Here is a 21,533-nt window from a genome sequence, read left to right as displayed (position 1 = left end):
TCCCGCTGACCGACTGTTCCTCGGTGGTCATGGCTTCGGTCATGGGTTTCGACAAGAAGTACGGCATCAAGATCACCCCCAGCAAGGAAGCCTCCTGGGCCGGCGTGCGCGACAAGCTGGCCAACGGCGAACTCCATGCTGCCCACGTGCTCTATGGCCTGGTGTATGGCCTGCACCTGGGCATCGGCGGCCCCAAGAAGGACATGGCCGTACTGATGACCCTCAATAACAATGGCCAGGCCATCACCCTGTCCAACGGCCTCAAGGACAAGGGCGCGGTGGATGGCGCATCCCTGTCCAAGGTGATTGCCAAGAAGGACAAGGAATACACCTTCGCCCAGACCTTCCCCACCGGCACCCACGCCATGTGGCTGTACTACTGGCTGGCGGCTCACGACATCGACCCCTTCAAGGACGTCAAGAACATCGTCGTGCCCCCCCCGCAGATGGTCGCCAACATGCGCGTCGGCAACATGGATGGCTTCTGCGTGGGCGAACCCTGGAACCAGCGCGCCATCGTGGACAAGATCGGCTTTACTGCCGTGACCACCCAGGACATCTGGACCGATCACCCGGAGAAGGTGCTGGGCTCCACGGCCGAATTTGCGGCCAAGTACCCCAACACCGCCCGGGCCATGATCTGCGCCATCCTCGAGGCCTCCAAGTGGATCGACGCCAGCGCCGCCAACCGCTCGAAGACCGCCGAAACCGTGGCTGCCAAGAGCTACGTCAATACCGATGTGGATGTGATCCGCAGCCGCATGATCGGCCAGTATGAAAACGGCCTGGGCAAGAGCTGGTCCGAGAAGAACTACATGAAGTTCTACAACGACGGCCAGGTGAATTACCCCTACCTGTCCGACGGCATGTGGTTCCTCACCCAGCACAAGCGTTGGGGCCTGCTCAAGCAGGACGTGGATTACCTGGCGGTGGCCAAGGCGATCAACAAGACCGATCTGTACAAGCAGGCCGCCGGCATCGTCGGTGTCCCGGTGCCCAAGTCCGATTTCCGCACGTCGAAGCTGATCGACGGCGTGGTGTGGGACGGCAAGGACCCGAAGAAATACGCCGCCAGTTTCAAGATCAAGGCCTGCCCTGTAGGGGCGAGTCGACTCGCCCACCATTGCCGAACCACTACCGCGGGCGAATGACTTCGCCCCTACAGAATCCTGGAGATCCCGATGACCACTGCGACCCTTACCCCCGGCCTCATGGCCGTCCGGCCGGAAGCCGACGCCCCCCCAGTCAAGGAGACCGAAATGGCTACCGCTCCCGTCACCCAGGCCCCCGCGCCTGCTGCCACCGAACCGTCCGTCTCCCTTGGCGAGCGTTTCGGCAACTTTATCCGCGCCGTGCTGCCGCCGCTGCTGGGCTTTGCCTTCGTGATCGGCGTGTGGGCCCTGGTGGCCATGAAGTCCGCCGACTTCCCAAGCCCGGCCAAGACCCTGGATGCGGCCATCGTGCTGTTCTCCGACCCGTTCTACTCGAATGGCCCGAATGATCAGGGCATCGGCTGGAACATTCTGTCGTCCCTCAAGCGCGTGGCCATCGGCTTCGGCGTGGCGGCTCTGGTGGGTATCCCCCTGGGCTTCATCATCGGCCGCTTTGCCTTCATGAACAGCATGCTCGAGCCGATCATCAGCATCCTGCGTCCGGTATCGCCCCTGGCCTGGCTGCCCATCGGCCTGATGGTCTTCAAGGCTGCCGACCCGGCCTCCACCTGGACCATCTTCATCTGCTCCATCTGGCCCATGATCCTCAACACCGCCCAGGGCGTGCAGCGCGTGCCCCAGGACTACCTGAACGTGGCCCGGGTGCTCAACCTGTCCGAGTTCAAGATCATCACCAAGATCCTCTTCCCGTCGGTGCTGCCCTACATGCTCACCGGTATCCGCCTGTCCATCGGCACCGCCTGGCTGGTCATCGTGGCCGCCGAAATGCTCACCGGCGGCGTCGGCATCGGCTTCTGGGTGTGGGACGAATGGAACAACCTCAAGGTCGAGCACATCATCATCGCCATCTTCGTGATCGGCATCGTCGGCCTCGTGCTCGAACAATTCCTGCTGCTGATCGCCCGTCGCTTCAGCTACGGCAACGCCTGATACCGGACCGAGGAGCTACACCATGAACGCAATCGTCAAGGTCGAAAACGTCGGCATGGCCTTCGAGACCAAGAAAGGCCGCTTCGTTGCCCTGCAGGACGTCAATCTGCAGATCCGCACCGGTGAGGTCGTCTCCCTGATCGGCCATTCGGGCTGCGGCAAATCCACCCTGCTCAACCTCATCGCCGGGCTCACCCTGCCCACCTCGGGGGTCATGCTGTGCAACGGCCGCGAGATCGCCGGCCCCGGCCCCGAGCGGGCGGTGGTGTTCCAGAACCATTCCCTGCTGCCCTGGCTGACCTGCTTCGAGAACGTCTACCTGGCCGTCGAGCGCGTCTTCGGCAGCAAGGAAGGCAAGGTCAAGCTTAGGGAGCGCACTGCGGCAGCCCTGGAAATGGTGCATATGAGCCACGCCGCCCAGAAGCTGCCCCACGAGATCTCCGGTGGCATGAAGCAGCGTATCGGCATCGCCCGGGCCTTCGCCATGGAGCCGAAGATCCTGCTGATGGACGAGCCCTTCGGCGCCCTCGACGCCCTGACCCGCGCCTCGCTGCAGGACGAACTGATCGGCGTGATGGAAAAGACCGGCGCCACCGTGGTGATGGTGACCCACGACGTGGATGAGGCCGTGCTGCTGTCCGACCGGGTGGTGATGATGACCAACGGCCCGGCGGCGACCATCGGGGAAATCCTGGAAGTGAAGCTGCCCAAACCCCGCGACCGCCTGCAGTTGGCCCACGACCCGCATTTCGCCGAGTGCCGTGGCGCGATCCTGGAGTTCCTGTATCAGAAGCAGATGAAGAAGGCGGCCTGAACTTCGCCGCCGTAGTGCAGGCAATGCCCGCCGGGGGATGCTCCGGCGGGCATTGCCGCTTTCAGGCCCGCCTGCGCCACAGGGCCAGGGCCGACAGACCCCACAAGGCCAGCAGCGCGCTGGCCGGCTCCGGCACGGTGCGGAGCATGGCGTTGGCAATGATCTCGTGGGCTGCGGCGGTGGGGTGCAGGCCGTCCCAGAAAAGCTGCGTGTCCACGTCGCAGGCGCCGGCAATGCAGGCGTCGTCCACATTGCTCAGGCCATAGTTGGCGGGATGGGCCGCCACGTCGGTGATCAGGCCATAGACATCGAACAGGCTCACCCCGTCGATGCCCGCCAGGCCGTTGAAGAGGGTGCCCCCCAGGGCAGCCGAGATGCCGGTCAGCAGCCCCGAGCCCGCCACGCCCAGGCTGCGTCCGAAGGGCGTGAGCCCCAGGTTGGGGGTGTTCCACACCACGAATCGGCGTGCCCCTTCAGCCTGCAACTGACCGAGCATGGTGACGACGTCATCAAGGTAGTCTGCTGCACCTGCCGCAATGGTGGCAGCGGGGTCGGCCCCGGCCAGCACCTGCAGGGCAATGTCGCGCACATTGTTGCCACCGCCCGCGATCACGTAGAGGGCATCGGAAGGCGCCCCGCCGGGGCGGGCGATGAAGCCATTCACCTGGTCACGCAGGGTCGGCACATCATCCACGCCACCCGTGTTGGCGCCCCCGTGGGCAAAACCGGTGCCCCCCGCCAGGGAGGGCAACAAGGGGCCTGTTCCCAACTGCTGGGCAAACACCTCCGCCCACACCGGCCCGTTGCTGTAGCGCCCGGAGCTGTAGGTGTAGAGAGGGATGAAGTCGTTGCTGCCGACGGCCGCGTTCGGCGTGACGCCCGGGCCGAGGACCAGGGGCAGGGCAATGGCGTTGTTGCCCACGTCCGAAAGGCTGTCGCCGAACACGTAGAGCTGCGAGTAGGCCGCCGAGGCGGCCGTGCTTGCCGCCAGGCCGAGCCCGAACACCGCGTGCCTGAGAAGGCGGGTGATTTTCATCGTTGTCTCCTGCTGGGGTGAGAGGGAGCATTCGCTTGGAGGCGAATATGCAGACTAGCTGATCAGGAGGGAAAAACCGATGATGGCAGTAAGGCAAGACGAGTTGCGCAGAGCTACAGGAACCCGGGCTGGATAGGTAGCGTCCGCCGGCTAATTCCTCCGCCTGCTGCCGCTCGGCGGGTCGGGACGGGGTTCGACGAGTCGTTTGAGGGGCGAGGCAGCTTCTCCTCTAGGGGGACTGGTGGGGCGACTTCCGTCGCCCATCCGCGCGTCGATCACCGGCCTGCCCTTGATCGAAGTCCGTGAGCGACTGAAGTCGCCCCTACGGTCCCGCCAGCCTCCAGCCGCCATCGGTGCATCGGGGGCGCCAAGAGTCGTGTCGGGATCGGGTTCGCCTCTGCTCAGCGCAACCCGAAGCCCCGAGCCCGCAGGGCTTCCACCAGGCGGTCGCGGCCGCTGAGGGAGTCGGCGTCGCGGATGCGTTTGGCGGAGTGGTGGGACCAGGTGCCGCGTACCTTCATGCCCTGGCTGGCGTAGAAGGTGCTCATGGCGATGTCGTACTCGGCGAGGCCGGGCTGCTGGGCGGGGAGGGAGTAGGTCTCCTGGTGCAGGACGACGGACTGGGGCGGGCGTGGTTTGACCGCGGCGGGCTGCTGGGGGTCGGGCGTGCCGACGCACAGGCCGAAGACCGCGACGACCCGTGGCGGCAGTTGCAGTTCGGCGGCCACGTCTTCCGGGCGGTTGCGCATGGCACCGATGTAAACCGTGCCCAGGCCGAGGGATTCGGCGGCGGTTACGGCGTTCTGGGCGGCGAGGGCGGCATCAATGACGCCGACTTCGAACATCTCCAGGTAGTCGAGGGCCGCTGAGCTTTCACCCACGCGGGTCGCCACATCGTCCAGGCGGGCCAGGTCGGCCAGCCAGACCAGCAGCAGGGGGGCCTGGCGGATGTGCTCCTGGTCGCCGGCCAGTTCGGCGAGGCGGGCCTTGCGGGCCGGGTCGCGCACGGCCACCACACTCCAGGCGTGCAGGTTGGATGAACTGGCGGCGGACTGGGCGGCGGCCACGATGGCGCTCAGGGTGTCGTCACTGACCGGGTCGGGGAGGTAGGCACGCACGGAGCGGTGGGCGAGCAGATGGTCGATGACCGGCGATCCGGCCGTCGGGGTCGGCGTGGCGGCCGAGCCGTAGCGGGCCTGGTAGAGGGGGGCGCGGGCGTTCATGGGCTTCCTTGCAGGGGTCGGCAGGACGGCACCGGGCGGTGCCGTCCGGGAGGCTGCATTCTAGCGCCGGGGCGCTTGCCCGTGCCTTGCTCAGCTGCGCGTGCGGCGGCTGCGCGGGGCGGGGTCGGTTTCGGGGGCGATGGCCTCGGACACCTGACGGATCTGTTCCTCGACCAGGTCGGTGCCCCGGGCTGCGGCGTCGGTCAGCTCGTTGAAGCCGGCCTCGGCTTCGCGGATGGCGTGGCGTACGTGGTCGATGGCGGCTTCGCCGGTGGCGTCGGCGCTCAGGGCGGCGCGGTCCATCTGGCGCATCAGGATCGTGTCCAGGGCGGCCACCTGGTCGCGGGCCGTGGCCAGGATGCCTTGCTGGGCGTCGCCGATGATCTCGAAGGCCTCGCGCATCCACTCGGCCGAGTCACCGCGCCAGGCCGCCAGGCGCTCCAGGGGCGGCAGTTCAATGCGCAGGGGGGTTTGAGCCACCAGCTCTTCCAGGTGTTCGCGTCCGTCATCCAGGGCCTGGCGGCCGGCCCGCAGGCCCAGTTCGGCAAACCTGCCGGAGGCATCGACCCAGATCTGCGACGCAGCCAGCAGGTTGTCGAGGGTGGTCAGGCGGGTCTGGCGGATATCGGCGGGGGAGAGGTACATGATGGGCTCCTTCGGAGTGGGTGAGGGCTGCCCAGCCTATGCCGCTGCGGTTGCAGGCCCGTGACAGCTTCCGGCCGGGGAACCCGGCGACGCTGCCGTTGCCCTACCACCGTTCCACCGTGGAAAAAGGAGAAGGCGATGAACTGGTTCAAGCGGCTGCCCGGCAGCCGGCGGGAAGTGCCCGGGATGGAGTGGCGTCTGCTACGTCGCCTGCCGATGATCACGCTGGTGGGAACCCTGCTGCCGGCGCTCTATGCGCTTGGCGCCCGTCTGTTCGATGGGGGGCTGCCGGAGGCGGAAGTGCTGAAAGCCGTCCAATCGGCGGACATCATGGCGATCGCCGCGGTGGTGCTGCACTGGACGGTGATGTTTACGTTGGCGATAGGCTGTTTCATCGTCGTGGTGATGAAGGGCCACGCTTACGTGGCCGATGCCTACCCGCTGGTGGACAGGGACTACCCGCCCGATTGAGGGTCGGTGCGGAACGCCGGCCGGCCGGGGGCGGCGTAGCCGGCGTCAACCTGGGCCTCGATGGCGCGCCAGATGGGCTTAACGAAGAAGCGCAGGCCCTTGATGATGGCCTCCACATCCATCATGGAGGGGATGCGGGTGCCCCGGTGTTCCACTGGGCCGCCGATCTGGGTGATCTTGACTCCGAGTTTGGAGAAGTGGTCGGCCAGGCGAGGTTCGGTTAGCACGAACAGGGTTTCGATCCCCTCCCGCTTGGCCATGGCGACGATGGCCAGATAGAGACCGATGGGGATGTAGGGAAAGCGTGGTTGATTCTGAGTGCCGAAGTCCTCGTCGCTGAGGGCTACGGCGGCCTTGGTTTCGCCCTTCCGGCGCCGATAGTGGGCACGTACGGCAAGACGCGATACTTCAGCGATGGCGCCCCGGGGCTGGCGCGCCGGGTCAATGATGCTGCGGTTGATGGTGGCTGCGCAGGTGCGCTCGAAGGGCAGCGGATAATCCGGGTCTTCCGGCCGGGCCAGCACCAGGCGATTGCAGCCCACCAGGGTTTGCGGTGCGCTGGCGGTGCGCAGCAGGCAATGCAGGCTGTGGCGATCGTATTCGTCGGTTTCGCGGCGATCGGGGCGAACCGGCTCGAAGCCCAGTTCCTCGCAATAGACCTCATGACGAATGCCGAACACGGCATTGCGTGATTCCTCATCGAACGCCGAGGATATCTCGAAGTACTTCTTGAAGCCTTCGCCCAGACTGAAGCGGTCAAGTAACGACATGGTGGGCTAGTCCCCTTTGATCAAACGTATCGGCATTGCACGTAAACGACCTGCGATGGGCAAACCTTGAAGGCAGCCGGATGGCGATTTGCGCCGTCGACGCTGGCGGGCCTGTCCCTGCACCACCTCGCCAAGGTTACCACTCCCATGAATATGGGATGATGCCTTCATGGAGACGCCTGTCGGTACAGGGTCTGCCACGACCGGGCGGGCATGTCGAACTGTCGTATCATAGGCACTCCCTGCCTGACGAAAGTTCATCCCATGTCTGAAGGTCTCTTTCGCTACGACGAGGCTTTTGCCCGCAACATCGGCTGGGTTACCGAAGCCGAGCAGGCCGCCCTGCGCGGCAAGCGGATCGCCATCGCTGGTGTGGGCGGTGTGGGCGGTGTCCATCTCCTGAGTCTGGCCCGCCTGGGTATCGGGGCCTTCCATGTGGCTGAGATGGACACCTTCGACCTGGTCAATTTCAATCGCCAGGCCGGGGCCATGATGTCCACTCTCGGTCGTCCCAAAGTCGAGGTCATGATCGAGATGGCCCGGGATATCAATCCCGAGCTCGACATCAAGGTGTTTGGCGAAGGGGTTAATGCCGGCAATCTGGATGCCTTCCTCGATGGGGTGGACCTCTACGTGGATGGCCTCGATTTCTTTGCCTTCCAGGCCCGCCGCGACACCTTCAATGCCTGCCACGCCAAGGGTGTGCCGGCGGTGACGGCGGCGCCCCTGGGCATGGGGACGGCGGTGCTCAGTTTCCTGCCAGGCAGGATGTCCTTTGAAGAGTATTTCCGCCTCGACGGCTGCGACGAGGACGAGATGGCCGTGCGTTTCCTGCTCGGGTTGTCGCCGGCCATGCTGCAGCGGGGCTACCTGGCTGATCCGTCGCGGGTGGATCTTGCTGCCCGGCGTGGGCCCAGCACCATTGCCGCCTGCCAGCTGTGCGCCGGCGTGACGGCCACCGAGGCTCTCAAGATCCTGCTGGGGCGTGGCGAAGTGCTGTGCGCCCCTTGGGGCTTCCAGTTCGACGCCTACCGCAACCGCTACATCAAGACCTGGCGGCCCTGGGGGAACCGCAATCCGGTGCAGCAGATCGGTCTGTTCGTTGCCCGGCGCCAGCTGCGCGCCATGAAGTCCGCCAAATGCTGAGTGCCCGGTGAGTCACGATCACGGCCACGCCTGTGCCCACGGGCATGAGCACGGCCATCACGGCCATCACGGCCACGTCCACCCGACACCGGGGCCGGACGACTGGAACCGGGCCTTCGCCATCGGCATTGTGCTCAACCTCGGCTTTGTGGTGGTTGAGGCGCTGTATGGCTGGAAGGCCGGTTCGCTGGCGCTGCTGGCCGATGCCGGCCACAACCTCTCCGACGTCGCCGGCCTGATCCTGGCCTGGGGGGCCGCGCTGGCCGGTCGCCTGGCACCCACCCGGCAGCGCACCTATGGCTGGCAGCGGGCGTCCATCCTGGCTGCCCTGGCCAATGCCGTGCTGCTGCTGGTGGCCATGGGGGCCCTGGCGGTCGAGGCCTTCCAGCGCCTGCAGGCCCGCGAGCCGGTGGCTGGCTGGACGGTGATCGTGGTGGCTGCCATCGGCGTGCTCATCAATGGCATCACCGCGGCCCTGTTCATGGCCGGCAGCAGGGACGACCTGAACATCCGTGGCGCCTTCCTGCACATGGCCGGTGATGCCCTGGTGTCCCTGGGCGTGGTGGCCGCCGGCGTGCTCTACCTGCAGTTCGGCTGGGCCTGGCTCGACCCGGTGATGAGTCTGGTGATTGCGCTGGTGATCGTGCTGGGCACCTGGGGCCTGCTGCGCCAGTCCCTGCATCTAGCTTTTGATGGCGTCCCCGAGGGCATAGACCTGCTCGAGGTGCATGCCTGGCTGCGCAGCCTGCCGGGCGTTACCGGTGTCCACGACCTCCATGTGTGGGCCCTGGGCACCTCCGAGGTGGCACTCACCGTCCACCTGGTGATGCCCGCCGGCCACCCGGGCGATGCCTTCTTCACCGAGCTCGCTCAGGTTCTGGCGCAGCGTTTCCGCATCCATCACCCCACCATCCAGATCGAGATCGACGGTATCGACGACGGCTGCCCGGCGCCTCAGGTTCCGGGTTGAGGGCGCTCTGTGCCTGTGCTCAGGGGAGCGGCAGGCGGGCCAGAAAGCGGTCCAGCGCGGCACCGAAAGCCTGGCGATCAGCCTGACTGAAGGCGGCCGGCCCCCCCGGTCTGCACCCCGCTGCTGCGCAGCTCCTCCAGAAAATTCCGCATTGACAGGCGCTCGGCGATGTTGGCCGCCGTGTACATCTCACCCCGCGGATTGAGGGCATGGGCGCCCCGTTCAAGGACGGCCGCGGCAAGGGGAATGTCGGCGGTGACCACCAGATCACCGTGGGCCACCTGTTCGACGATATGGGCATCGGCCACATCGAAGCCGGCAGGAACCTGGACGGCACGGATGAAGCGTGAGGGTGGCGTGCGCAACAGGCGGTTGGCCACCAGCGTGGTGTCGATCTGCAGCCGCTCGGCGGCCCGGAAGAGGATTTCCTTGACGACGCCGGGGCAGGCGTCCGCATCGATCCAGATATGCATGTGGCGGAAAAAGGCTGAAGGATCCGCAGTTTAGCGCTGTAGGCGTTCATTGCTGAGGGTCTGCGTGCCCCATTTCACAGCCAGTTCTGCAAACAGCGACTATGTTGCAGTGCAGCAGGCTGTGCTACATTGAAGCTACAACAGAGCGTAGCAAATTAGAAGAACAAGGCGAGGAGACAAGGGTTCCGGTGTTTTCGGCCCTGGCAGGGTGCCATCCGTGGCGTCCGTCGGGGGCGGCTGCCGGCCAGATTCACCGCCTCCCGGTTGGGAGGTGGTCAAAGAGGTCTCCTCATCATGGACAGTTCCTTCGACTCCTCCAGCATTGCCCGTCCCCTGGCCCCGGTGCGCCCGCTCCCTGAAGTTGCGGCCCGGCCGGCGCAGGTCGGGGACGTTCAGGCACGCGTGCGCAAGAGCCGCTGGCCCGCCCGCCTCGATCTGCTGCAGAGCGCCTCCGGCTTGTTCCTGGCCCTCTTCCTGGTCGGGCACATGTTCTTTGTCTCGTCCATCCTGATCAGCAAGGAAGCCTTCTACGCCGTGGCGCGTTTCTTCGAGGGCGCCTACTTTCTGGCCGAACCGCGGCCCTGGCTGGTGTCCGGGGTGGTTGGGCTGGTGCTGACGGTGTTCGTCGCCCATGCCTGGCTGGCCATGCGCAAGTTTCCGGCCAATTTCCGCCAGTACAAGGTGTTTGCCGAGCATAAGGCGCAGCTGCGCCATGGGGACACCGGCCTGTGGTGGATCCAGCTATGGACCGGCTTCGCCCTGTTCTTCCTGGGCACGGTGCACCTCTACGGCATGCTCACCCAGCCCGAGCTGATCGGCCCCTACGAGTCGGCCGACCGCATCTGGACCGGCAACATGTGGCCTCTCTACCTGCTGCTGCTGTTTGCGGTGGAGATCCACGGCAGCATTGGCCTGTATCGCCTGGCCCTCAAGTGGGGCTGGCTGGAGGGGCGTGATCCGGCCGCCACCCGGCGCCGCCTGCGGGTGGCCAAGACGGCTTTCAGCGTGTTCTTCCTGGGCCTCGGCCTGGCCAGCCTGCTGGCCTACGTGCAGCTGGGCATTGCCCACGCCGACAAGGCCGGTGAGCGCTATGTGCCGCCAAGGCCGGCTGCGGTGAAGCTGGGCGAACTGGAGTTCGCCCTGTCCCGGCGTCCGGGGGGCTGACCATGCGCATCATCTACACAGATGTCCTCGTGGTTGGCGGTGGTCTGGCCGGCCTGCGTGCGGCCGTGGGCGCGCGTCGCCGTGGCCACGACGTGATCATCCTCAGCCTGGTGCCGCCCAAGCGTTCCCACTCGGCCGCCGCCCAGGGGGGCATGCAGGCCAGCCTGGGTAATACCGTCAAGGGTGAGGGCGACAACGAGGACGTGCATTTCGAGGACACCGTGCGCGGCTCCGACTGGGGCTGCGATCAGGACGTGGCGCGCCTGTTCGTGCATACGGCCCCCCAGGCGGTGCGTGAGTTGGCAGCCTGGGGCGTGCCCTGGAACCGGATCAAGGCCGGCGACCGGGAAGTGATCATGGACGGCAAGCGCGTGACCCTCACCGAGGGGCAGGCGGCCCACGGCCTGATCGCCGCCCGGGACTTCGGCGGCACCAAGAAATGGCGCACCTGCTACGTCTCTGACGGCACCGGCCACGCCATGCTGTATGCGGTCAGCGACCAGGCGGTGGCGGAGCGCATCCCGGTGCACGAGCGCATGGAGGCCCTGGCCCTGATTCACGAAGGTGGGCGCTGCCACGGCGCCGTGGTGCGCAACCTGGTAACCGGCGAGCTGACGGCCTATGTGGCCAAGGCCACCTGCATCGCCACCGGCGGTTTCGGACGCATCTACCGGGTCACCTCCAACGCGGTGATCAACGAGGGCATTGGCGCCGCCATTGCCCTGGAGACCGGCGCGGCCTGCCTGGGCAACATGGAGGCGGTGCAGTTTCACCCCACCACCATCTTCCCGGCCGGCATCCTCGTCACCGAAGGTTGCCGAGGCGACGGCGGGCTGCTGAAGGACGCGGCCGGCCATCGTTTCATGCCCGACTACGAGCCGGAGAAGAAGGAGCTGGCCTCCCGCGACGTGGTCTCACGCCGCATGGAGGAGCACATCCGCGCCGGCCATGGGGTAAAGAGCCGCTTCGGCGAACACCTGTGGCTGGACATCACCCTGCTCGGCGCGGCCCACATTGACGGCAAGCTGCGGGAGGTGAAGGAGATCTGCCAGCACTTCCTGGGTATCGATCCGTCCCGCGACCTGATTCCCGTGCGCCCGGCCCAGCACTACTCCATGGGCGGCATCCGCACCGACGCGCGCGGCCATGCCCGGGGCCTGAAGGGGCTCTTCGCCTGTGGCGAGGCCGCCTGCTGGGATCTCCACGGCTTCAACCGCCTGGGCGGCAATTCGGTGGCCGAGACGGTGGTGGCCGGCATGATCGTCGGCGAGAACATGGCCGACTTCGTGGAATCCGCCGCAGGCGAGCTGCAGGTGAGCACCGCCCTCGTGCGGGAATGCCTCGAAACCGAGCAGGCGAAGCTCGACACTTTGCTGCATGGCAACGGAACGGAGAGCGGTGCCGAGCTGATGCGCCGCATGCAGGACATCATGACCGACAAGGTGGGCATCTTCCGCACCGGCGAACTGCTCCACTCCGCCGTCGAGGAGTTGCAGGGCCTGCTGGTGCGCAGCCGGCGTATTGGTCTCCGCACCCGCCGGCCCGGGGCCAACCCCGAACTGGTCACCGCCTACCGGGTGCAGAAGATGCTCAAGCTGGCCCTCTGCGTGGCCTATGGTGCCCTGCAGCGGACCGAGAGCCGCGGTGCGCATTTCCGCGAGGACTATCCGCGCCGCGACGATGCCAGCTGGCTCAAGCGCACCCTGGCCACCTGGCACGATGACTTCCAGACCCTGCCGACCCTCGACTACGAGCCCCTCGACGTGGAGAGCATGGAGCTGCCTCCGGGCTGGCGTGGCTACGGCGCCAGGAACGCCATTGAACACCCGGCCACTGCCGGACGGGCGGCCGAGATCAACGCCATCCGCAGTGCCTTCGGGCACGCCGACCGCTTTACCGTGCAGCAGGCCCTGATGCCCTTCGATCACCTGATTCCGTCGCGCTTCCGCGGCCGCAATGCACGACTTGGAGAGACGTCATGAATGCACCGACCGATCCCGCCATGCGCGTTCTTACCGTACGTCTGCCCGATGGGGCCGGCGGCGTGTGCGAGCACGAAGTTCTCGAGACCCAGGACATGAGCGTGCTGAGCCTCCTCAAGCAGCTGCGGGGCGTGCTGCCCGCCGCCCTGCGTGACGCGTCCCTGTGCCACGCCGGTGCCTGCAACACCTGCGGCATCGTGGTGGATGGGCAGCCCGGGGTGGCCTGCTCCCAATTCACCCGCAGCCTCGGGCCTGTCATCGACATTGCCCCGGGCGAGCATGCCCGCGGCTGGGATGCCCTGCGCGACGACACCCGCAAGGTGCATGGATCATGACGAAGCCTGCCGAGACGAAGGGGCCCCGCGCCCTGACCCTGCGCATCCTGCGCAGCAGCCCGACCGAGGGCATTGCCCCCCACTGGCAGGATTTCCACGTTGAAGAGGCCGAGGGCATGACCCTGTTCATCGCCCTCAACGAAGTCCGGGAAACCCTGGACCCCGCCCTGCAGTTCGACTTCGTGTGCCGCGCCGGCATCTGCGGCAGCTGCGGCATGCTCATCAATGGCAAGCCCGGCCTGGCCTGTCGCAGCTTGACCCGTGACCTGGGCGCCGTCATCACCCTGGCGCCGCTGCCGGTCTTCGAGCTGATCGGTGACCTGTCGGTGAACACCGGCAAGTGGATGCGTGGCACCGCCGAGCGCCTTGAAACCTGGATCCACAATAGCCAGGAGGCCGATCTGACGGCCGTCGAAGCGCCCATGGAGCCCGAGCTGGCCGAGGCCATCTACGAACTCGACCGCTGCATCGAGTGTGGCTGCTGCGTGGCCGGCTGCGGCACCCTGCGCATGCGGGAGGAGTTCGTCGGCGCCATCGGCCTCAACAAGATCGCCCGCTTCCGCCTCGACCCCCGCGACGAGCGCAGTGACGACGATTTCTACCAGCTCATCGGCGACGACACCGGCGTGTTCGGCTGCATGAGCCTGCTGGCCTGCCATGATGTGTGCCCCAAGGGGCTCCCCCTGCAGGCGCAGATTGCCTTTCTGCGCCGCAAGATGGTGGCCAGCGGCGTCTAAGCCGCAGCGCGTCCGGCAGGATCAGGGCTTGCCGGCGCCCGTATAGGGCAGGGTCGTGTCGCCGGCAAGCCGGTAGCCGGCAGTGCCCATGCCCGTTTCGGCGCGGTGGATGCTCAGGGTGCCACTGACCCATACCGGATCCATGGTGTTCAAGCCGGCCACCGGCCTGCGGGCGATCACGTGGATCATCTGGTTGGCGGGCGGCGGCGGAACGTGGATGCAGGCGCCGAAGTAGGGAACCAGCAGGAACTCGCGGGTCAGCTTGCCCTGACGTTCCAGGGGGATCACGAAGCCCGGCAGCCGGATCCGCTGCCCCTGCAGCGCGGTGCTGACGGGGGCCTCATCCCAGGCCCGCTTGATCTTCTCCAGCGCCTCGGTGGCCCGCGGGTCATTGTCCTTGAGGCGGGAAAAATCGATGCCCTTGAAGGCGGCCATGGGGTTCCAGTCCCTGGGCAGGAGATCGTCCCAGGTGATGTCCCGGTAGCTGGCCTCGCGCTGGGCGCCGCCGCCGGCCAGACGTTCTCCGATCCGGAACTCACCGTCACCCCGGGGCGTCTGGGCATGGGCGCCAGCTAGCGAAACGGCCAGCAGGCAGGCAGCAAGGCGGATGTGGCGCATGATGGGCATCATTACAGTCGGGGCAGCAGGCCATCGGCCAGGGCCATCCGGCTGGCACGCCAGGCGGGGATCAGGCTCGCCGCGATGCCGGTGGCCAGCACGGCACCGACGCGCTGGAGGGCTTCGATGGACAGGGTTGCGCCAGCGAGATCCATCCCGAGGCGGGCCCTGAGCCAGGGGGCCAGCAGGTGGCCGGCGGCTTCCACCACCACCATGCCCAGTGCAACTCCCGCGACGGTCACCAGCGCACCCTCCAGCACCAGCAGCCCGATGATATGGCGCCGGCCCGCGCCCACCGAGCGCAGGATGGCGAGCTCGCGCCGCCGCTCGCCCAGGCTGGCGACGATCACCGCCACCAGCCCGGCCAGCCCCGCCGCCATGACCAGCCAGGCCAGGCCGTGCAGGGTGCGCTCGACGCTGCCCATGAGCTGCCACAGTTCGTCCATGGCCAGGCCCGGCAGGATGGCCATCAGGGGTTCGCCGCCAAAGGCGTTGATCTGGCGCTGAACGCGGAACACGTCGGTGCGCTGATGCAGGCCGATCAGCACGGCGTTGAGGTGCTTGGGGGTGAGGTCGAACTTGCCCGTGGCCTCGGCCGGAATGCTCAGGCCCGGCATGGGCATCCCGCCCTGCCAATCCAGGTGGATCGCTTCCAGCGCCTGCAGGCTCACGACGAGGGTCCGGTCCACGGGGGTGCCGGTGGGGGCCAGGATGCCGACGATCCAGAAGGGCTTGTCGGCGTGCTCGGGGTGGGTGGCATCCTCGTCGTGATGATGGGCGTCCAGGTGGCTGGCCCCATGCTGCAGGGTGATCTGCTGGCCCGTCCGGTAGCCGAGGCGTGCGGCCACCTCGGCGCCGATCACGGCTTCGAAGAGGCCGGCGAAGGGCTTGCCGTCGGCAAAGGGCAGGCCTTGTTGCTGTCCGTCTCCGAGATGGCGGAAGTACTCGGGTGTGCTGCCCAGCACCGGGAAGCCCCGGTGGGAGTCACCCAGGGCGAGGGGCAGGCGCCAGGCGATCAGCGGGTCGGCCGCCAGGGCCTGGTAGCTCTTCCACGCCAGGGTATGGCTGGCGTCTTCCAGGTGGAAGACAGCGTGCAGGAGCAACTGCATCGGGCTGCCGCGGGGCCCCACCACCAGGTCCACCCCGGCCACCGACTGGGCAAAGTGTGTCTGGGCGGCTTCACGGGCCCGGGTCACGGAGAGCAGCAGGGCGACGGCCAGGGCGATGGACAGGGCGGCGAGGGTGAGGCTCAGGCGCCGGTTCCAGGCGCTGGCCCAGGCCAGGGGCAGCAGGGTCTTCATAGAGTGATGCACCGATCAAAACGGGATGCCAGGCGCGGGTCGTGGCTGACCAGGACGAGGCTGCTGCCATGGGCCGCCACCTCCTTGCCCAGCAGGGTGATGAAGGCGTCCTGGCGGCGCGGGTCCAGGGCCGAGGTCGGCTCGTCGGCCAGGATCAACTCCGGTCGCCCGATCAGCGCCCGGGCCGCGGCCACCCGCTGCTGCTGCCCGACGGACAGGGTGCTCGCCGGTCGGGCGGCGTCGCCGGCATCCACCTCCAGGGCATCCAGGAGCCGGCGCGCCTCCTCCACGGGCCGGGCGCCGGCCCGCCGGGCCCGGGTGGCGGAGAAGCGGCAGGGCAGGAGCACGTTGTCGAGGGCGGACAGATAGGGCAGCAGATTGAACTGCTGGAAGATGAAGCCGATGTGATCGACCCGGAAGCGGTCCCGGGCGGGGGGCGACAGGGCGTCCAGGGCCTGGTCGAGGATCTGTAGGGAGCCATGCCGGGGTACGAGAACCCCGCCGATGAGGTTGAGCAGGGTGCTCTTGCCGGCGCCACTTTCGCCCTGGATGAACACCTGCTCACCCTGGTCCACGTCCAGGGCGGACAGGGTGAGACACGGTGCAGTCTGGCCTGGCCAGGCGAAGCACAGGTCGCGGATGTGAATGGCCGGGGCCATGGGGCTCACCATACGCCGTCGGCAGCCAGCACCACGCGGGGAAAGCCGTCGGCCGGAACCGCGGGAGAGCGATGGATGATCCCGCGGCCGCCATTGCCCTGCCACAGGCTACCCTTCAGCAGGGCCACGGCGAAGCCGGGAACGCGCTGGATCTGCGTCCCGGTACCGAGCAGGCCCGACTCTTCGTCGGGCAGCCCGCCGGCGCCACTGCCCAGCTTGCTGCGATCGGCGGCGGCATCGTCCAGCCATTCCGTCCCCGGCCCCCGGTAGGTGCACAGCAGGCGGATGCCGACCCGGTCCACGTGCAGGCGTGGGCACATGGCCTTGTCGATCACCTCCAGGCGCAGGCCGATATGGGGGCAGTCCAGGAGATCGCCCAGCAGCTCGGCGAGCTGGCCGATGTCCCGGGCCAGGGCATCGCGGCCGGGGTGGTCGGGGAGTTCTCCCAGCTCAGGGCATTGCCCGGCCTCCAGGGTGGTCCGCAGCCCGCGTCCGAGGCCATGTCTCGATGCCTCCAGGTAGCCGGCAATGAGCGGATCCGCCGGGCGTTGCCAGATGGCAAGCTGGACATCCGGCTCGAAGATGCCGACCAACGCGGCCGGAGAGCGGGTGACGAGGGTATGGGTGGTGTGGGCAGGGAGGTCGTGGCGTGCGTTCATGGAGGGCTCCGTGGAGATCAGTGGAGAAAGGCCATGCCGGCCGAAAGAAGGGCGATGCCTGCCGCCATGAAGCCTCCGTGCCAGGCAAGGTCGCCCTTTTGCTGGCGGAGCCAGGGCATCAGGTCGGAGACGGCGAGATAGATGAAGCTGGCGGCGGCGATGACGAGCACATGGGGGAGCCAGCGCCCGGCGTCGCTCAGCCAGAAGTGCCCGATGAGGCCACCCAGCACGGCGGCCAGGCTGGACAGGCCGTTCCATAGCAAGGCCCGGCTCCGGCGCCAGCCGGCAGCGAGCAGCAGGATGAAGTCACCCGCCTCCTGGGGGATTTCGTGGGCGGCGATGGCCAGTGCCGTCGCCCAGCCCAGGTGGGGATCCACCAGGAAGGCGGCTGCCAGCATCAGGCCGTCGGTGAAGTTATGCACCGTGTCACCCAGCAGGATGATTGGCACCGTTCGGGCCAGATCATGGCTGTGCGCGGGGGCTTCGTGGCTGTGGCGCCACAGGGCGGCCTTTTCCAGCAAGAAGAAACCGAGCAGCCCGGCCAGCAGCAGGGCAAAGAGGGTGTGGATCTCGAGGCCGGCCTCGGCGGCTTCGGGCAGCAGGTCCAGGAAGGCGGTGGCCAGAAGCACGCCGGTGGAGAAGCTGATCATGCGCGTCAGCCAGCGGCGGGGGAGCCCGAAGGTCAGCAGCGCGGCAGCCCCCATGCTGAGGAGGCCCCCGACGACACAGGCCGCCAGGGTGTGGGTGAGGGGATGCATCAGCAGGCGGCCTTCCCGACGAAGCTGCAGGCGTCGCCGGACAGGTCGCGACTGACCGTGACCCGGTGAAGCTGCGGCAGGCTGGGGGCGAGCCGGGCCCACAGGAAGCTGCACAGGTTCTCGAGGGTGGCGGGACCCAGGCCGGGCACTTCATCCAGGAAGCGGTGGTCGAGGGCGTCACGGGTGTCGGCGAGGAGGGTGTCCAGGTGGCCGATGTCGATCAGCATGCCGGTGACGGGGTCGGGTACCCCGGCCAGGGTGATGGTGGCGCGGTTGCTGTGGCCGTGGATGCGCCGGCTGCCCTCGGTGCCGATGTCCCGTTGCAGGGTGTGGGCTGCCTCGAAGAGGAAGGCGCGGGAGAGTTCGTGCATGGCGGGGTTCAGCGGTCGAATTGGAGGGCTTCGCCGCGGCAGGCGGGGTTGAGCCGGCCGTCCTGCCAGGCGATCTGTCCGGACACCACAGTGGTGAGAACCCGGGAGCGGAAGTGCCTGCCGGCGAACGGGGTCCAGCCGCAGCGACCGAGGATGGGGTCGGCATCCACGGCGTGGTCCTGATCGGCGACCAGGACGAGATCGGCCCAGTAGCCCTCCCGCAGGTAGCCGCGATCACGGATCTGGAACAGGTCGGCGACGGCGTGGCTGCAGCGCCAGACCAGGGTCCGGCGATCCAGCACCCCGTCGTGCACCAGCTCCATCAGCGCCGGCAGGGCGTGCTGGACCAGGGGCAGGCCGGACGGGGCGGTGGCGTAGGGGGCGGCCTTCTCGGCCCGGGTATGGGGGGCGTGGTCGGTGCCGATGACGTCGATGCGTCCGCTGACCACGGCGGCGCGCAGGGCGTCCCGGTCCTGCCGGGTCTTCACCGCCGGGTTGCACTTGAGCAGGCTGCCCAGGGTGGCGTAGCCGCTGTCGTCGAACAGCAGGTGATGGAGGCAGGCTTCGGCGGTGATCTGTTTGCCGGCCAGGGGGCCGTCGTCGAACAGGGCCAGCTCCCGGGCGGTGGACAGGTGCAGCACGTGGAGGCGCGTGCCGTGCCGACGGGCCAGGCCCACCGCGAGGGACGAGGAGCGGTAGCAGGCCTCGGCGCTGCGGATCAGGGGGTGGGCGTCGAAGGGGATGTCGTCGCCCCAACGCGCCCGCCAGGCGGCCTCGTTGGCCAGGATGGTGGGGGTGTCCTCGCAATGGGCCAGCAGCAGGGTGGGGGCACAGGCAAACAGGCGCTCCAGCACGGCCGGGTCGTCCACCAGCATGTCCCCAGTGGAGGCCCCCATGAACACCTTGATGCCGGCGATGCGGGTCGGGTCGGCGGCAGCCACGGCGTCCAGGTTGTGGGTGGACACCCCCAGGTGAAAGGCGTAGTTGGCGTGGCTGCCAGCAGCAGCGAGGGACCGCTTGGCGTCGACGGCGGCCATGTCGAGCGTGGGCGGGCGGGTGTTGGGCATGTCCATGAAGCTGGTGATGCCCCCGGCCACGGCCGCCGCCGATTCGCTGGCGATGCAGCCCTTATGGGTCAGGCCGGGCTCACGGAAGTGCACCTGGTCGTCGATCATGCCGGGCAGCAGCCAGGCGCCCGCCGCGTCGATCTCGATCTCCGCGGGGAGGGTGATGCTGCCGGCGATCCGGTCGATGCGGCCGTCGGCGATAAGCAGGTCGCCATCGACGATTTGGCCTTCATTCACCAGCCGGGCGTTGCGGATGAGGACGTGTCGGGTCATGGCGAGGGTGGGGTGGTGTTGCAGGGGGAGAGGGTGTTGTGCAAGGGTGACCGGGCTGCGCGGAGGAGCTGCTCCATGAACGCCGCGCGTGAGAGGCTGCCCAGGTTGGTGCCGTCGTGGGCGCGCAGGGCGACCTGACCTCGCTGCCTTTCCTGTTCGCCGACGATGGCCAGGTAGGGGATCTTCTGCAGGGTGTGCTCGCGGATCTTGAAGCCGATCTTTTCGTTGCGCAGATCGGCATCGGCCCGCAGACCGGCCTGCTTCAGGGTTCGGACCAGCTCGCGTGCGTAGTCGTCCTGGGCGCTGCTGATGGTGAGGACCTTCACCTGGCAGGGGGCGAGCCAGACCGGGAAGAGGCCGCTGTAGTGCTCGATCAGGATGCCGGTGAAGCGTTCCAGGGAGCCGAACAGGGCCCGGTGCAGCATGACCGGGCGCTGGCGCTGGTCTTTTTCATCGACGTAATGGATGTCGAAGCGCTCGGGCAGGTTCAGGTCCACCTGCAGGGTGCCGCACTGCCAGTCGCGGCCGATGGCATCACGCAGCACGAACTCCAGCTTGGGGCCGTAGAAGGCGCCTTCGCCGGGATTGACCCGGTAGGCGATGCCCATCCGGTCGAGGGCGCCCGACAGGGCATTCTCGAGGGCATCCCAGGTGGCGTCGTCGCCGATGCGCCGGGCCGGGCGGGTGGACAGCTTGACGGCCACCTCATCGAAGCCGAAATCCCGGTAGATGGCGAACACCAGGGCGATGCTGCGGGCGCACTCGTCCTGCATCTGGGCGGGGGTGCAGAAGATGTGGGCGTCGTCCTGGGTGAAGTGGCGCACCCGCAGCAGGCCGTGCAGGGCGCCGGAGGGCTCGTAGCGGTGCACTTTGCCGAACTCGGCCATGCGCAGGGGCAGGTCGCGGTAGCTCTTGATGCCCTGGGCAAACAGCGAGACGGCGCCGGGGCAGTTCATGGGCTTGAGGGCAAACACCCGCTCGTCCTCGGTGGTGGTGGTGAACATCGCGTCGCGATAGTTGAACCAGTGGCGGGAGGTTTCCCACAGCCCCCGGTCCATCACGTCGGGGGTGTTGACCTCGACGTAGTCGGCTTCGTCCTGGCGCGCCCGCATGTAGGCGATCAACTGCTGGAACAGGGTCCAGCCCCGGGCGTGCCAGAACACCGATCCGGGTGCGCTGTCGTCGAAATGGAAGAGATCGAGCTGGGCGCCGAGCTTGCGGTGGTCACGCTTGCCGGCTTCCTCGAGGCGGGTCAGGTAGGCGGCGAGCGCCCTGGCGTCGGGCCAGCAAGTGCCGTAAATGCGCTGCAGCATGGCCTTCGTGGCGTCGCCGCGCCAATAGGCGCCCGCCACCTTGGTCAGCTTGAAGGCCTTGATGCGGCCGGTGGAGGGCACGTGGGGGCCCGGCACAGGTCCTCGAAGTCGCCCTGGCGATAGAGGGACAGGGGTTCGCCTTCCGGGATGGCGTGGATCAGCTCCGCCTTGTAGTGCTCGCCCTGCTGTTCGAAGTGGGCAATGGCCTTGTCACGGGCAAGCTCGCGCCGGGTGACGGGCAGGTCGGCGGCGGCCAGTTCGTGCATGCGGGCTTCGATCAGGGACAGATCGTCGGGAGTGAAGGGGCGCTCGAAGGCGAAGTCGTAGAAGAAGCCCTCTTCGATGACCGGGCCGATGGTCACCTGGGCGCCCGGGAACAGTTGCTTCACGGCCATGGCCAGCAGGTGGGCGCAGGAGTGACGCAGGATCGCCAGGCCTTCGGGGCTGTCCGGGGTGATCAGGCTGAGCCGGGCGTCCCTGTCGATGCGGAAGGTGGTGTCGACGGGGCGGTCATCGATACAGCCGGCGAGGGTGGCCCGGGCGAGGCCGGGGCCGATGGCGGCGGCGACGTCGGCCACGGTTGGCGGGTGCGCGAACGTGCGCTGGCTGCCATCAGGCAGGGTGATGCAGGGCATGGTGCGTGAGC

21 protein-coding genes and 2 pseudogenes are annotated in these 21,533 nt (G+C 67.6%); 10 read left to right on the top strand and 13 right to left on the bottom strand.

Features of this window, described 5'->3' with window-relative positions; all coding sequences use genetic code 11:
• From ACIQ09_RS10300 to ACIQ09_RS10290, 3 genes are all read left to right on the top strand, one after another.
• Nucleotides 1-1,151: CmpA/NrtA family ABC transporter substrate-binding protein (locus tag ACIQ09_RS10300; protein ID WP_398308856.1), on the top strand; the 1,151-nt coding region annotated here is incomplete at its 5' end.
• Nucleotides 1,152-1,211: 60 nt separating this feature from the next.
• The gene (ntrB, locus tag ACIQ09_RS10295; protein WP_398308858.1) at nucleotides 1,212-2,102 is read left to right on the top strand and encodes a nitrate ABC transporter permease; all 891 of its coding nucleotides are present in this window, start codon (nucleotides 1,212-1,214) and stop codon (nucleotides 2,100-2,102) included.
• A 22-nt stretch (nucleotides 2,103-2,124) separates the two neighbouring features.
• The gene (locus tag ACIQ09_RS10290; protein WP_398308854.1) at nucleotides 2,125-2,916 is read left to right on the top strand and encodes an ABC transporter ATP-binding protein; all 792 of its coding nucleotides are present in this window, start codon (nucleotides 2,125-2,127) and stop codon (nucleotides 2,914-2,916) included.
• A 61-nt stretch (nucleotides 2,917-2,977) separates the two neighbouring features.
• On the opposite strand, the gene ACIQ09_RS10285 is transcribed toward ACIQ09_RS10290, so the two are convergent.
• From ACIQ09_RS10285 to ACIQ09_RS10275, 3 genes are all read right to left on the bottom strand, one after another.
• On the bottom strand, nucleotides 2,978-3,952 hold the full coding sequence (locus ACIQ09_RS10285) for an SGNH/GDSL hydrolase family protein (protein WP_398308852.1): 975 nt from the start codon (nucleotides 3,950-3,952) through the stop codon (nucleotides 2,978-2,980).
• Nucleotides 3,953-4,353: 401 nt separating this feature from the next.
• Nucleotides 4,354-5,175 carry an NADPH-dependent oxidoreductase gene (locus ACIQ09_RS10280; RefSeq protein WP_398308850.1) on the bottom strand — a complete coding sequence of 274 codons (822 nt, stop codon included), beginning with the start codon at nucleotides 5,173-5,175 and terminating at the stop codon, nucleotides 4,354-4,356.
• A 90-nt stretch (nucleotides 5,176-5,265) separates the two neighbouring features.
• Nucleotides 5,266-5,820: a hypothetical protein gene (locus ACIQ09_RS10275; protein WP_398308848.1), complete on the bottom strand. Its 555-nt coding sequence runs from the start codon at nucleotides 5,818-5,820 to the stop codon at nucleotides 5,266-5,268.
• A gap of 138 nt (nucleotides 5,821-5,958) precedes the next feature.
• On the opposite strand from ACIQ09_RS10275, the gene ACIQ09_RS10270 reads away from it, so the two are divergent.
• On the top strand, nucleotides 5,959-6,291 hold the full coding sequence (locus ACIQ09_RS10270; RefSeq protein WP_398308846.1) for a hypothetical protein: 333 nt from the start codon (nucleotides 5,959-5,961) through the stop codon (nucleotides 6,289-6,291).
• Here ACIQ09_RS10270 and ACIQ09_RS10265 read toward each other — a convergent pair.
• Nucleotides 6,276-7,061: a PEP-CTERM/exosortase system-associated acyltransferase gene (locus ACIQ09_RS10265; protein ID WP_398308844.1), complete on the bottom strand. Its 786-nt coding sequence runs from the start codon at nucleotides 7,059-7,061 to the stop codon at nucleotides 6,276-6,278. The genes ACIQ09_RS10270 and ACIQ09_RS10265 overlap by 16 nt on opposite strands.
• 264 nt (nucleotides 7,062-7,325) lie before the next feature.
• Between ACIQ09_RS10265 and ACIQ09_RS10260 the strand changes: the two genes are divergently transcribed.
• Both ACIQ09_RS10260 and ACIQ09_RS10255 read left to right on the top strand, forming a co-directional pair.
• Nucleotides 7,326-8,207 carry a ThiF family adenylyltransferase gene (locus ACIQ09_RS10260; RefSeq protein ID WP_398308842.1) on the top strand — a complete coding sequence of 294 codons (882 nt, stop codon included), beginning with the start codon at nucleotides 7,326-7,328 and terminating at the stop codon, nucleotides 8,205-8,207.
• Nucleotides 8,208-8,214: 7 nt separating this feature from the next.
• A complete protein-coding gene (locus ACIQ09_RS10255) occupies nucleotides 8,215-9,177 on the top strand; it encodes a cation diffusion facilitator family transporter (protein WP_398308840.1) in 963 nt (320 codons plus the stop codon).
• Nucleotides 9,178-9,196: 19 nt separating this feature from the next.
• Here the strand turns inward: ACIQ09_RS10255 and ACIQ09_RS10250 are convergent.
• Nucleotides 9,197-9,650, bottom strand: a pseudogene (locus ACIQ09_RS10250) (YaiI/YqxD family protein).
• Nucleotides 9,651-9,944: 294 nt separating this feature from the next.
• Here ACIQ09_RS10250 and ACIQ09_RS10245 point away from each other — a divergent pair.
• From ACIQ09_RS10245 to ACIQ09_RS10230, 4 genes are read left to right on the top strand one after another with little or no spacing between them, the layout of a single operon-like run.
• Entirely contained in the window at nucleotides 9,945-10,814 is an 870-nt protein-coding gene (locus tag ACIQ09_RS10245) for a fumarate reductase cytochrome b subunit (RefSeq protein WP_398308838.1), read from the top strand.
• A 2-nt stretch (nucleotides 10,815-10,816) separates the two neighbouring features.
• Nucleotides 10,817-12,796: a fumarate reductase flavoprotein subunit gene (locus ACIQ09_RS10240; protein WP_398308836.1), complete on the top strand. Its 1,980-nt coding sequence runs from the start codon at nucleotides 10,817-10,819 to the stop codon at nucleotides 12,794-12,796.
• On the top strand, nucleotides 12,793-13,131 hold the full coding sequence (locus ACIQ09_RS10235) for a 2Fe-2S iron-sulfur cluster-binding protein (protein ID WP_398308834.1): 339 nt from the start codon (nucleotides 12,793-12,795) through the stop codon (nucleotides 13,129-13,131). Before ACIQ09_RS10240 ends, ACIQ09_RS10235 begins: the two co-directional genes overlap by 4 nt.
• The gene (locus ACIQ09_RS10230; RefSeq protein ID WP_398308832.1) at nucleotides 13,128-13,868 is read left to right on the top strand and encodes a fumarate reductase iron-sulfur subunit; all 741 of its coding nucleotides are present in this window, start codon (nucleotides 13,128-13,130) and stop codon (nucleotides 13,866-13,868) included. Before ACIQ09_RS10235 ends, ACIQ09_RS10230 begins: the two co-directional genes overlap by 4 nt.
• Nucleotides 13,869-13,889: 21 nt before the next feature.
• On the opposite strand, the gene ACIQ09_RS10225 is transcribed toward ACIQ09_RS10230, so the two are convergent.
• The 8 genes and pseudogenes from ACIQ09_RS10225 to thrS form a co-directional block, all read right to left on the bottom strand.
• The gene (locus tag ACIQ09_RS10225) at nucleotides 13,890-14,486 is read right to left on the bottom strand and encodes a DUF3299 domain-containing protein (protein ID WP_398308830.1); all 597 of its coding nucleotides are present in this window, start codon (nucleotides 14,484-14,486) and stop codon (nucleotides 13,890-13,892) included.
• 11 nt (nucleotides 14,487-14,497) lie between these two features.
• Nucleotides 14,498-15,787, bottom strand: coding sequence for an ABC transporter permease (locus ACIQ09_RS10220; protein WP_398308828.1), 1,290 nt, complete (start codon nucleotides 15,785-15,787; stop codon nucleotides 14,498-14,500).
• Nucleotides 15,784-16,446 (bottom strand): ABC transporter ATP-binding protein, encoded by a 663-nt coding sequence (locus ACIQ09_RS10215; RefSeq protein WP_398308826.1) that lies wholly within the window; start codon nucleotides 16,444-16,446, stop codon nucleotides 15,784-15,786. Before ACIQ09_RS10215 ends, ACIQ09_RS10220 begins: the two co-directional genes overlap by 4 nt.
• Before the next feature lie 5 nt (nucleotides 16,447-16,451).
• Nucleotides 16,452-17,105: a DUF1826 domain-containing protein gene (locus tag ACIQ09_RS10210; protein WP_398308824.1), complete on the bottom strand. Its 654-nt coding sequence runs from the start codon at nucleotides 17,103-17,105 to the stop codon at nucleotides 16,452-16,454.
• A gap of 17 nt (nucleotides 17,106-17,122) precedes the next feature.
• Nucleotides 17,123-17,863 (bottom strand): ZIP family metal transporter, encoded by a 741-nt coding sequence (locus tag ACIQ09_RS10205; protein WP_398308822.1) that lies wholly within the window; start codon nucleotides 17,861-17,863, stop codon nucleotides 17,123-17,125.
• Nucleotides 17,863-18,234 (bottom strand): 6-carboxytetrahydropterin synthase, encoded by a 372-nt coding sequence (locus ACIQ09_RS10200; RefSeq protein WP_398308820.1) that lies wholly within the window; start codon nucleotides 18,232-18,234, stop codon nucleotides 17,863-17,865. The genes ACIQ09_RS10205 and ACIQ09_RS10200 overlap by 1 nt, the downstream gene beginning before the upstream one ends.
• A gap of 8 nt (nucleotides 18,235-18,242) precedes the next feature.
• A complete protein-coding gene (locus tag ACIQ09_RS10195) occupies nucleotides 18,243-19,574 on the bottom strand; it encodes a dihydroorotase (RefSeq protein WP_398308818.1) in 1,332 nt (443 codons plus the stop codon).
• Nucleotides 19,571-21,522 (bottom strand): annotated as a pseudogene (thrS, locus tag ACIQ09_RS10190) (threonine--tRNA ligase). The gene ACIQ09_RS10195 and the pseudogene thrS overlap by 4 nt, the downstream one beginning before the upstream one ends.
• Between the last annotated feature and the right edge of the window lie 11 nt (nucleotides 21,523-21,533).

Source organism: Zoogloea sp. (genome assembly GCF_044344315.1).
GTDB lineage: Bacteria > Pseudomonadota > Gammaproteobacteria > Burkholderiales > Rhodocyclaceae > Zoogloea.
This window is presented reverse-complemented; position numbering and strand designations above follow the sequence as displayed.